This is a genomic window from Aeribacillus sp. FSL K6-1305 (genome assembly GCF_038050115.1).
In the GTDB taxonomy this organism is placed as follows: Bacteria; Bacillota; Bacilli; order Bacillales; family Aeribacillaceae; genus Aeribacillus; species Aeribacillus composti.
The window spans coordinates 1987076-1999390 of sequence record NZ_JBBOQV010000001.1 but is presented as its reverse complement, the minus strand read 5'-3'; the positions used below and the strand labels follow the sequence as shown (position 1 = coordinate 1999390).

8 protein-coding genes and 2 pseudogenes are annotated in these 12315 nt (G+C 40.1%); 5 read left to right on the top strand and 5 right to left on the bottom strand.

Features of this window, described 5'->3' with window-relative positions; translation table 11 throughout:
* Positions 1-75: 75 nt before the first annotated feature.
* Both NST97_RS09655 and NST97_RS09650 read right to left on the bottom strand, forming a co-directional pair.
* Positions 76-336, bottom strand: a complete 261-nt coding sequence (locus NST97_RS09655; RefSeq protein WP_063388371.1) for a hypothetical protein — start codon at positions 334-336, stop codon at positions 76-78.
* The gene (locus tag NST97_RS09650) at positions 287-1042 is read right to left on the bottom strand and encodes a S8 family serine peptidase (protein ID WP_341343151.1); all 756 of its coding nucleotides are present in this window, start codon (positions 1040-1042) and stop codon (positions 287-289) included. Before NST97_RS09650 ends, NST97_RS09655 begins: the two co-directional genes overlap by 50 nt.
* A 372-nt stretch (positions 1043-1414) precedes the next feature.
* Between NST97_RS09650 and NST97_RS09645 the strand changes: the two genes are divergently transcribed.
* The 4 genes from NST97_RS09645 to NST97_RS19245 all read left to right on the top strand — a co-directional run bounded on the left by NST97_RS09645 (position 1415) and on the right by NST97_RS19245 (position 5920).
* A complete protein-coding gene (locus NST97_RS09645) occupies positions 1415-2530 on the top strand; it encodes an IS4 family transposase (RefSeq protein WP_341343103.1) in 1116 nt (371 codons plus the stop codon).
* A 569-nt stretch (positions 2531-3099) separates the two neighbouring features.
* Positions 3100-4377 carry an IS110 family transposase gene (locus tag NST97_RS09640; protein WP_340786644.1) on the top strand — a complete coding sequence of 426 codons (1278 nt, stop codon included), beginning with the start codon at positions 3100-3102 and terminating at the stop codon, positions 4375-4377.
* Positions 4378-4762: 385 nt separating this feature from the next.
* Positions 4763-5677 (top strand): catechol 2,3-dioxygenase, encoded by a 915-nt coding sequence (locus NST97_RS09635; RefSeq protein ID WP_063388369.1) that lies wholly within the window; start codon positions 4763-4765, stop codon positions 5675-5677.
* Between the two features lie 36 nt (positions 5678-5713).
* Entirely contained in the window at positions 5714-5920 is a 207-nt protein-coding gene (locus NST97_RS19245) for a tautomerase family protein (protein ID WP_420534702.1), read from the top strand.
* Here the strand turns inward: NST97_RS19245 and NST97_RS09630 are convergent.
* Positions 5827-7308, bottom strand: a pseudogene (locus NST97_RS09630) (NADPH-dependent assimilatory sulfite reductase hemoprotein subunit); the annotation flags it as partial. The gene NST97_RS19245 and the pseudogene NST97_RS09630 sit on opposite strands and share 94 nt — an antisense overlap.
* A 1216-nt stretch (positions 7309-8524) precedes the next feature.
* Between NST97_RS09630 and NST97_RS09625 the strand changes: the two are divergent.
* Complete coding sequence (locus NST97_RS09625) at positions 8525-9577, top strand: 2,3-butanediol dehydrogenase (protein WP_094244530.1); 1053 nt, start codon at positions 8525-8527, stop codon at positions 9575-9577.
* 243 nt (positions 9578-9820) lie between these two features.
* Here the strand turns inward: NST97_RS09625 and NST97_RS09620 are convergent.
* Positions 9821-10655: pseudogene (locus NST97_RS09620) on the bottom strand (class II aldolase/adducin family protein); the annotation flags it as partial.
* An 870-nt stretch (positions 10656-11525) separates the two neighbouring features.
* Positions 11526-12029 (bottom strand): hypothetical protein, encoded by a 504-nt coding sequence (locus NST97_RS09615; RefSeq protein ID WP_341343150.1) that lies wholly within the window; start codon positions 12027-12029, stop codon positions 11526-11528.
* Positions 12030-12315: the final 286 nt, after the last annotated feature.

Below are 12315 nucleotides of genomic sequence, written 5' to 3'. Positions count from 1 at the left end.
ATTATCATTACCAATTATTAGTAAAAAATGATTTATATATATATAAAGAACCTGAGAAAGTCTCTTTTCTAATTTTTATTTATTTATCATCATTAAGGAACTATATGCATTCACTTTTCCTTCTCCAAAATAATTGTCTCTACCAGGCTTACCGATATCAGAACTTCCCTTCTCTAGATATTTAAGCACTTTATTAACAGAAGGCTTATTACCTGTTCGTTCTGTATACTCTGAAATAATAAGAGCTGCAGTAGCACTGACTTGTGCTACTGCATAACTTGTTCCTTCAGTTAGTGTGTATCCTTGAGGAATTCCAAGCCCCTTTACTTTCTGCATATTTTACAGCTTTTTTATATGCCTTAATCAGTAACTTATCTTCTTTTTCAGACTTAATAAAATAAGTACCGACGCTTAAGTTGATCACATCATTATCATTATTAGCTGCATCAATAATAGCTTCTATCACCCATACTGATTTCCCTACCTCATTTCCAATAACTTTGTAAGGAACAATTGTTGTCTCTGGAGCAATACTTGACATTATCCCAGCAATAGTTGTGCCATGACCTAATTCATCAGTAATATCCATGTCATTTGTGACATAATTTTTTGCTAATGTTAAATCAATATTTTCTTTTATCAATGGGTGTTCTATATCTACTCCACTATCTATTAAAGCAATTGTGGAATGTTCCCCTGTATCAATAGATAAATTCTTATAATCACTTGTCACATCTTTTAAATACCAATTAAAAGGCGTAAATGTTTCAGAATTTAGTGATGGAAACTCGATATTAGTGTCAAATTGATTAGATTCTTTAAACTCATCGAGTGTTAATTGCTTCACTTCGTTTAGAATTCTATTTGGTGTAACGGCATCTTCGTAAGGGGAAATGAGATCTGGTAATTCCCCTTGTACATCTATATATTCTATTATTTTATTTTCAATTTTATTTACATCTATATTTTTAGAATTCTCTACATATATTAATCCAATATCTTCGATTGCTGTTACATTCAAAGACGGGTATTGGTTTTTCATTATTTCTAAAACTTCTTTAGCCTGTTTAGGACTTTTTAATAAATATGTGTAGTTTTCTAGAGAATTATTTTTTCTACAGTATTGTTTGATTCGGCAGAACCATAAACCGGAAATGAGACTAATATTAAAGGAATACTTAGAAGAACAAACAAATACTTTTTACTTAAATTATTTTTCTACCCCACTTTATACAAATTCAAAATTTCCAAACATTCAGTAGTATATCACACTACACTAGCATTGCAGTAATTAAATCTGATGATTCAAAATACTAAGAATGTTCAATTTTTTATTGATTTCGAAACAAAAAAATCCTTTACAATGGAAGTACAGGTGGTTCCTGCCCAAATCCAATCGTAAAGGATAACCATTATGGACAAGAATACACTAATTTCATCATTTGGTAAATGGGTTTCACCCATAAATATTCAAAAACTTAGCGAACAAGTCAAAGAATTGAAACAGGACTATTACACAAAAAAGCTGACAACAGAAGCCTATATTAAACTTTTATTGGTAGCCCAGCTGCTCGAATTTACGAGCTTAGAGGAAATGAGTGATGCACTTGTAGACGAAGATCTTCAAAAAGCACTCGGATTTGAATCGATAAGTGCCTCTCAGCTATCCCGAAAAAACAATCAGATCCACCCACTAATTCTTGCAAATTTGTTCTTGGATCTTGTTTGGAAAATTCAACGGCACCATTATCAAAACGGAAAGAATATGCCACTGAAAATCATTGATTCAAGTACACTCCCGTTGAATTTGACCCATTATAAATGGGCAAAATTCCGGAAAACAAAAGCTGGTGTAAAGCTACACTTACGGCTCGTTTTCATGGATAAAGACACCGTCTATCCTGAAAAAGCAGTGATTACGACAGCAAAAGAACATGACCGAAATCAACTCGAAGTCCTAGTGGATGATCAAGAAGCCATGTATGTGTTTGACCGCGGTTATGTGGACTATGAACGTTTTGATCGGATGACAGATGATGGCTATTTCTTCGTTTCAAGACTGAAGAAAAACGCAGTCATTCGTGAAGTCTATACATTTTCACTTCCTGATGATTGTCACGTTCTATCCGATAAAATGGTCTACATTGGTACCACACAAAATCGTACTGAAAATGTCTATCGTCTACTAGAAGTTATGGACACAAAAGGGAACTTACTTCGTTTCATCACCAACCGATTTGATTTAAAACCAGAAGAGATAAGTGATATTTACCGATCTCGCTGGGCTATTGAACTCTTTTTCAAATGGCTCAAGCAACACGTAGAAATTAAGCACTTTTATGGAATGAGTGAAACAGCTATTCAAAATCAAATTTTCTTAGCCCTGATCACGTATTGCTTACATGTTCTCATTCAATTGGAGATGAAAAGTAAGAAATCCCTACTTCGAATTACTCGTTGGTTAAAGAGAGCTCTGTGGAAACCAGCTTATGTTTGGTTGCGAAAATTTGATGGGCGAGCCAGTCCATAATCTCCCTTTTGTCGTTGTCGCTCTGGTTTAACTGTATATATTTACCAAATGGGCAGTGCCACCTTTCTTTAGGTTTTGTCTTTTTGGCACAAATTCACAAAAATTAATTAACAGAAAATTCTAACTATATTTATGCAATGCTAATGATCACACTATTATAAAAAATTCTAATATTTTCATATATTTTACAAATTTAAACTTCGATTATATTTTTCGTTTTTATTAATTTCGATTAGGAACTGAAAGCAGCAGGGATTTATCAAACATATCATCAATGATTTCGTTTTTACCATATAAGTATATGTTTTTCAGTATTTCTCGAAGCTCCTCATGAAAATTTAGTACATTATTGCGAAAATGGCAAAGAATTTAAAGGTAAAACAGCACAATTATTTGTATAATCAGAAAATAAAAATTGTTAAAATTATTCCATAAATTAAATCAAATATAAGGAGCATTCCTGTTAGAAGTTTTTTCGGGGACTTGAATAAAAAAAGCCCTCTTGGTATGATTCGGGGGTGTCAATCGCACGAATTGACCCCTAATTTGGATACCAAGGAGGACTATACATGAATTCTATCTCAAACAAGAAGATTAATCAAGTCACCGATCAAACGCTCGTCGTTGGCATGGATATCGCGAAAAAGAAGCATTACGCCTGCTTTGTGGATGAGCGAGGGAGGGTGCTGAAAAAATCGTTTCCCGTTCCGCAATCCAGAGAAGGGTTGGAATGGTTGTACCAGTGCATCGTGAAAGCGATGGAGGAATTTGAAAAAACGGAAGTGATCGTTGGCATCGAGCCAACGGGACATTATTGGCTCAATCTCGCTTACTTTCTTGACGAGAAGGGCATTCCTCTCGTCATGACAAACCCGATGCACGTGAAGCGCTCCAAAGAGCTGGACGACAATCTTCCAACCAAGCATGATGCGAAAGACGCGCTCGTCATTGCCCGGTTAGTGAAAGACGGCCGATTCAGCTATCCGCGCATTCTGAAAGGGATGGAGGCCGAACTGCGCGTGGGAGCGACATTTCGCTCCAAATTGGTGGAAGAACAGGGAGCGATTCGAAATCAAATGATTCGCTGGCTTGATCGATATTTTCCGGAGTTTTCCCAAGTCTTCCCGTCATTTGGGAAAATGGCGCTCGCGGTGCTGGAATATACGCCATTTCCGAGTGATCTGGCAGGAAAAGAACTAGAAGAGGTGCTGGCCCTTTACCGGCAAAGTGAGGGATTACAATCGCCACAAAAGCCGAAAGCGAAGAAGTTGATGGAATTGGCCCAACACTCCATTGGCGTAACGGAAGGACAACAGATGGCCCGTATCGAAATCGCCACGCTTGTCCGCCGATATCGCCAGCTGGAAAAAGAGATCGAGGCATTGACAGAACAGCTGATTGAACTCGTACAGACATCGGTCGAGTACGAATGGTTGAAGACCGTTCCGGGCTTAGGCGATGCGACCATCGTAGAATTGTTATCAGAGATCGGGAGTTTCTCCCATTATCAGGATCCGCGGCAGCTTATCAAATTAGCGGGCCTGACGCTGCGGGAACATTCCTCCGGCCAACACAAAGGGCAAAAACGGATCTCCAAGCGTGGAAGAAGGCGGTTGCGCGCCCTCCTCTTCCGCGTGATGATGCCGATGATCCGCCACAACGAAGCGTTTCGGCAGCTGCACGACTATTACACGACACGTCCTGATAATCCGTTGCGGAAGAAGCAATCGATTGTGGTGTTATGCGGAAAATTATTGAAGGTATTGCACGCTGTATGTACGAAGCACCAAGCGTTCGATGCGAAGCGAATGATGCAGGACATCTTTGGCCTCGAAACGGCTGCTTGATGCCTATAGTCTCGATTCTCTAGACAACAAGGATGACACGGAGAAGCTGGCGCGATATCATCCATTCGACCTTGAGTCCCTAAAGGAGCTTAGCCGGCCTCTGCCTGATGACTAGACCGAACGAAGGAATGTAGGCACAAGGATGCCAAGAGACATGGGAGGGTTCGTCATCATCAGCGATGCAGAGATCTACGGTGCATCCCATACGCTTCCCCCCACTACAACCAAATTTAACCAGTAGTGGCCGCGAAGCGTACCCAGTCAATGTAAGATATACACATATTTAAGAAATAATGTTAGAAACTTTGTCGAAAAATATTTTTTTGACACCCCTGAAACGGCTACTACCGTTGATATATCAACATTTATAGAGGGAGTGGTTGAAATGGCTATTATGCGGGTTGGCAAGGCTGAAATAAGAGTCATGGATCTTGAAGAATCAGTCAAGTATTACACAAATGTAATTGGTCTTGAAGAGATGAGAAGAAGTGAAGGGAGAGTTTATTTAAAGGCGTGGGATGAATTCGATCATCATAGCCTTATTCTTCAGGAGGCTGACTCTCCTGGCCTTGATCACATTGCTTTTAAAGTAGAAAACGAAGAAGATTTAGCCAAGTACGAAAAGAAGATTGAACAATTCGGGTGTACATTAAAACGGGTTTCAAAAGGAACAAGAATTGCGGAAGGAGAAGCAATTCGTTTTGAACTTCCAACAGGCCACCAAGTTGAATTGTATCATAAAATCGAGCGTGTCGGTACGAAAACAGGAGATTGGAATCCTCACCCATGGCCGGATGGACTGCGGGGAATTGCGCCGCATCGTCTCGATCACCTAGCATTAACAGGAGATGATATAGACACTGTAACGAGATTTTTCACTGAAGTCCTGGATATGTTCGTTAGTGAAAAAATTACAACAGTAGATGGAGAACAAATGGTGGGGAGCTTTATTTATGCTAGAAATGGAAAACCGCATGATGTTGCCTTTATTAAAGGACCGGACAAGAAGATGCACCATGTCGCGTTCTATGTTGACAATTGGTATGATGTGCTAAAGGCAGCAGATATTTTATCAAAAAATAATGTCCAATTCGATGTTACACCGACACGCCATGGCATTACGCGAGGACAAACAACTTATTTCTTTGATCCTTCAGGCAATCGCAATGAAGCTTTTGCGAGCGGTTACATTACTTATCCTGATTTTCCAACTATAACATGGACTGAAGACAAAATCGGTCAAGGAATTTTTTATCACAGAAGAGAGTTGACGGAGTCATTCGCCAAGGCATTGACGTAAGAAAAAGCAAAACTGATCATAAGCGAGGATAAAAACATGCCGATTATTCAAATTCAATTGTTTGGAAGTCTTACAGTAGAACAAAAAGAGGCGTTAATAAAAGAAACATCGGACGCAGCAGCCCATGCCTTAAATGTGCCATTGCCGATAAAAGCGATGTTGGCGTTGTACGGGCGCGCACAGCCGTTTGAGCACCCAGTCATGCGGACGGTGATGGTCTCGTCCGAGAGGCCAAGCTCATGAAACAGCTGCTCAAACTGTGGCAACAGATCGGGCAGAGCCCGCTCCGACTCGGCCAGCGCAAGTCCGCAGGTCGGCAGGGCTACACATGCCATTGTATTTTTTCGGACTGTTGATAGCTCATGTGGAAGCGGCACTCCCGCAGAGCGCAATCGCTCTTCAATCGCCGGTCGAAATTCGTCTGGAATGCCGCTCAGGATCACATTTTGCTGCGTGGTGAGGCGAACGGTCGGACGAAATTCGCGCACAATGTTTTGAAGTGGCGATTTCAATTTCATGGTTTCAGTATCTTTAATACGACCATATGGAACAAACAGGCCAAGGTAGCTTATCCCGTCACGCTCACGGTGCCAGCCGAGATGGTCGTGCCCGTTGTACCATTCCAGCTTTCTTGGTGGCTCTAAAGTACGCCCAAGCCTTGTCTCAACCTCTTGCCGGAACCAATCCAGTCCTCGCCGGTCGATTAAATATTTCATGCGGGCAAAACGGCGGTTTGAGCGATCTCCGAAGTCCCGTTCGATGGTCACAATGGCTACGCAAGTATCAAGGATTGTGTCTACGACATCCTTCCTGGGCACATAGCAAAGCGGACTCGCCAGCCTCGGATAAGTTGCCTGAACGACCGCCGTTCGTCCCATACCGCCGCCTACCAGCACAGTATAGCCAGCAACGTGTCCGTTCTCGATATGTGCCACAAGTCCGATGTCATTGTCGTACACATCGATGCAGTTATCTCCTTCCGGTACCATCGCAACCTTGAACTTGCGCGGGAGGTATACATCACCGTACAGCGGCTCCTCAGTCTCTCCATCAGAAAGCTGAACCGGTTCGCCGTCAAGCCAGATTTCGTGATACGCATTTGTCTTAGGACTCAGCCGATCAGTCAGTGCAAGCAGATCTTCCCGCATCTCGGCGCGGAACGGCTCATCGCCCGGCTTTGCGCAACAGATGATGTTCCGCCCCGAATCGCCGCAGGCGCCAAGTGTTGTGATTAGTGATTCGTTCAGCCTTTTTATGGTAGCCTTCAAGTTCCCTTTCAGTATGCCGTGAAGCTGGATGGTTTGACGCGTCGTAATGCGCAGCGTCCCGTATTCCGAATATTCATCGGCTAAGCGATCGAACACCAAATATTGATCCGGATTCAACACCCCGCCTGGTATTCGGGCACGCACCATCATCGAGTAATGCTTCTCTTTGCCTTCTTTCAAAAGCTTGTGCCGCAAATCCCGGTCGTCCTGCTGGTAAACACCGTGAAACTTCAATACCTGTACATTTTCTTCCGAAAACATCGGTTTGCCATCTTGAAGAGCTTCCTTGATTGTCCCCCGTAAATAGCGGCTTTGTCGCTTAATCACTTCGATTTTTGATTCTTTTTTGTTTTGAGTAGACAAATACAATCACTCCTCCCTGAATTCTGATTTGTTTACTATGATATAAAGAAAAAGACGAAAACACACCATCCAAAAGGACGTCAATTTGACCCATCCACTACAAAACTTGTTATATTTTTCAGCCGATCTATATAGTGAGCTGTTAGGAGCAGTCATCAAGAAAGGAGGCGTCTCCATACGGAAATGTGTGCGGATCAGATTCAGGATTTGTGAAATCTGCGTTTGCAGGATCAGGGAAAAAATCGTTCTAGAGGATACAGATTTAATTAACACGCAAAAAAGTAAACGAATGGAATTTCTTTTTTTGCTGTAAAAGTCAGGATAAACATGGTTCTTACGTTCTTTTGGTGAAAAATCGAGGTCATTGATAACACAGAGATAAAAATACTTATTTGTACACTCATTTTCTCCATTAACCTCCTTCCCATCACCAAGATTGAGTAAGAACCATAAACATGTACATTGTTGACTGTTTAAGAGTGTACATGTTTTTTTCTCTTTAAGTGATTTTGATATGTACAATATTAATCAAGGTCGCGCATGTTAAAATCTTGTCCAATCACTTTTGTGCATTCTTAAACTAGCATTTCATTTCTGCCGATTCACCCCGCACCTTTAAATGTAATGAAGGGGGGAATCAGTTTTTTTTATCATGATATTCTTGAAATACCTTCCTATATTGTAATAAAATGAAAATAGATTCATAGAACTTTAGTTCTATCAGGAGGTGGGATGCGAAAAAACTTAGGACTTTTGTATATATGGTCAGGGAAATGAGAATTTCCTTTTTCAACCGGCATGATCCGGTAAGGAAGGGAATTTGCAAACCCTAAAACCTGTGAAAAATGTGCTTGCCCTCATAACAGTGTGTGCATGCTGCAGACAGCTGGCAGAAAACTATATGATTGATCAAATAGTCACTAAATTCAGGTAAAGAGGCATTTGGCAAATAGAACATTTGAAAGAAGAGGGCTGATTTTTATAATAAGATATTTTTGACATTTAAGGCTTAAGCTGACCTCATGATCATGGTAATTGCCGCATGACAAATATGCTCCTGTTCCATGAAGCTTGTACATATCATAGTTTGAAAAAGAGCCAATCACAAAATAAGCAATTTCTTTTATAAAATAATTTCGAATTTTTTCGATATGATAAAAATAGGACTAAAAAATGATACAATGAAAGCGATTATAAAATTGGGAGGGGAAATGAAATGAAAGCAGCAAGATGGCACAACGCTAGAGACATTCGAGTAGAGGAAGTAGAAGAACCGAAAGCAGGGAAAGGAAAAGTAAAAATTAAAGTAGAATGGGCAGGAATTTGCGGAAGCGATTTACACGAATATGCGGCAGGTCCAATTTTTGTTCCTGTTCAAGAGCCTCATCCTGTCAGTAAAGATGTGGCGCCAATTATCATGGGCCACGAATTTTCTGGTCAAGTAGTTGAAGTTGGAGAAGGCGTTACGAAAGTAAAGGTTGGGGATCCTGTCGTTGTAGAACCTATTCTTCGCTGTGGAGAATGCCCAGCTTGTAAAAAAGGTAAGTACAATCTTTGCGAATCTTTAGGATTCCACGGTTTATCCGGTGGCGGCGGCGGATTCTCTGAGTATACTGTCGTTGATGAGCATATGGTGCATAAAATGCCTGAAGGTCTTTCTTATGAACAAGGAGCATTGGTGGAGCCTGCGGCTGTAGCCTTGCATGCTGTTAGATTAAGCAAAATCAAACCTGGCGATAAAGCCGCTGTGTTTGGAACAGGTCCTATAGGTCTTCTTGTGATTGAAGCATTAAAAGCAGCTGGCGCTGCAGAAATTTATGCAGTAGAAGTTTCCAAAGAACGTTTGCAAAAAGCGAAAGAACTCGGTGCTACATCTGTCATCAATCCAATAGAGGAAGATCCGGTTCAAAAGCTTCATGAATTAACCGATGGCGGAGTCGACGTTGCGTTTGAAGTAACGGGAATACCGGCTGTTTTACAACAAGCTATTGACAGCACTGCATTTGAAGGAGAAACAGTCATCGTTAGCATATGGGAAAAAGAAGCGGGCATTCAGCCAAATAATATCGTATTAAAAGAAAGAAATGTAAAAGGAATTATTGCATACCGCGATATCTTCCCTGCTGTAATGGAATTAATGAAACGAGGCTACTTCCAAGCAGAAAAACTCGTTACGAAACGAATTAAGCTAGATGATATTGTAGCAGAAGGATTTGAAACGCTGATAAAAGAAAAAGACCAAGTGAAAATTTTGGTAAAACCAGAATAAACATTTAAGCAGAGTAGGGAGAAAACGGTGCGGACAAGCTGATGCTTCAATAGATGGATGCAATGTGAAAAACGCGGTGCACCGTTTGGCGAGCAGGGAGAAAGTTGCAGGGGATTTGCCGATGCTTAAAAATACATACAAACCAAATAAGTAAGGTTAAATCCCCTCTCTCTATCCAAATTTTTTTTCGGGAGCCTTAATCATTCCATAAAAATTCCGTTGGTTCAAAAACATGTAAATACGTTAAGACATCGGTACTTGGGGGATAATTTTGCCTTCGATACGTTCAAAGATGTCATCTTTAGTCCATGGTTTTTAAGACCAATAATAGCTTTAGAAGGCTCTTTTGAAATTCGGACAAGTTCAGCCACTGTTTTTGCAAGTTCAATTGTTCCACAAGGATAGTTAATCTCTGTAGCCTTTATGCCGTCCATCCAAGCATGAACATGTACAATCGCTCCTACCTCCGGGTGTTCTTTATAAATCATCCAGTGCTCAATAGCGTCGACAGATGCCCTTTTTGGTGTTATATTCGGGGGAACGCTTACTTTCATGGCATTTTTATCAGGATCATATCCACTTATTAAGAGAAAATCTTCACCGACTGTTTTCATATCTGCTTTGTTAATTCCGCTTGCACTCATCCAAAAGCTTTCACTGTCCCGTCTGGCACTGAGGTTTCCATAGCTTAGTCCTCCTAATCCGTAAAGTTTTTTTAAATGGCGAAGACCACGAGGTGTAAGATATTCTTCCGATGGAAATGGAGCGGGAAGTAAATTCATGCGATCAAGCTTTTTTCCGTATTCGCTTAATGATCTCGTAATCTCATCTCCGTTCCACATCTCTTCCGGAAGATCATCATAAAAATTATTGTCAATGACTAACTGCGAAGCTGCGAGCGGTTCCAATCTTTCAAAAATTTGTTTAAAAAATGTTTCTTCTTCTCCTTTTCTATACTCCAATTTATAAATACCTTGTTTAGGTGTAAGAAAATAAATATCTGTTGTTTCATTATCGTTATCTAAGATATACATAAATGATTTGCTAAAGACCTGATTAAATACGGATAGGCTGATTTCCTGAAGGTAAAAGATGTAAAAACGGGGAAAGTGTCAATCCGAAAAAAAGGGGTAGCTTTTTCGGGTTAAAAACAGGAGCGCCTGTTCTTCCGGTTGCGATTATTTGTCTAGATGCGAAAAAGTGGATTCGAAAGCCAGTAAAAGTTGTTGTTGGGCCAATGATATATTTAAATGAATTTAAAAGTTCAGATTATACCGTACTTGCAGAGGCTGTTATGAAACTTATGATGGTGCTGCAGCAATCAAAAAAGGTTAGTCTCCCATAGCTAGAACTGATTATGCAGGAAGAAATCAAAAATTTCTTCGAAATCTAACAGGAGGAACGGCATAGAAGCTACCATCGAAACTCAGCGAATATGTTTGTAAATGGCTACATTTAACCATATTATTATATTAAAAAAGGGGAAAAGGGATTCTTCCTTTCCAAACAGGAGACTGCCCTATCTATCTTGCATTACACACAAAATTCTTGACGGTACCGTAAAGGACGTAAACGACATTTAGTTAGCAAATATTGATGATAACGATAGCATCAAAATTTTTTTGTACTAATAAAAATAGAATGCCAAGCCATTATTAGTGTAAAAACCACTCTCCGATCAGTACTTGAAGCAAATCAGTACTCTTTTTCCACCGCTTAATCCTGTTAAGCGTAAATCCAAACAAAAGGCGGCAGATCAGAATAAAAATTGTTGCTTTGGAACAAGCCGCAAAACACTTAACGGATGGATAAATGGAAATTATATGTGGTAGCAGGAAATTAAATCAAGGGGTGTACAATAGTATAGCTTCAATATAAGCGGAGCAAATTTTCAAGCAAAAAACGGGCAACTCCATAAGGAAGCTGCCGACCACATAAATGTATTAACTTAAGAAAACGGAAATGAAAAACGACGAATCCTTGAAAACGGGAATCGGAATCTCCTAAATCTCCGAAAACGAAATGGGAAATGCCCAAACCCTCCAAATCCACCGAAAGGACCTCCGAATCCACCGAAAGGAGATCCGAATCCTCCGAAAGGACTTCCGAATCCACCAAAAGGACTTCCGAATCCACCAAAAGGACCTCCGAATCCACCAAAGCCAAATTGTCTTTCTTCTTCGTTATCTTCTTCTCGTTGGTCGCCAATAGGTACTAATAAATAGGCATGATCATTATCGGCTTTATCAATAATGCCATCATACATTTTTCCATCGTCCATTTCCAGCAAGACGTAATAATGCTTATGTCTTTTGCAAAAATCATGCTTGCTCACATGGTGATCATAATGATCCCGATAATGCATATTTTCTTCATACGGCTCCTGAGGATTCGCATATGGAACTTGTTGATCTAGGTTATAAGCATAGTTCAAGTTATAATCATATTGCATATTGATTTCTCCTTTCCTGAAATTCGATTATATTGTATTCACCTAATTTTTCTTTGTTACAAAAAATAACATTTTATTGGATATGTCAAGCAATCATCCCTTTTGCAACATAAGACAACTCCTTCAATCTATGTCTCATTCATTTTTTCTGCAAAGATAGTAAAGAAGTTTTTTCTTTTGTCTTTTGTTACTCATCAAAAAATTTTTTAAAGGATTGCCAGTAAACTTAGGAAAAAACAAAGATCAATTCCTTGTATTTCAAGTGATAGCCGACGGTCATTGGGGA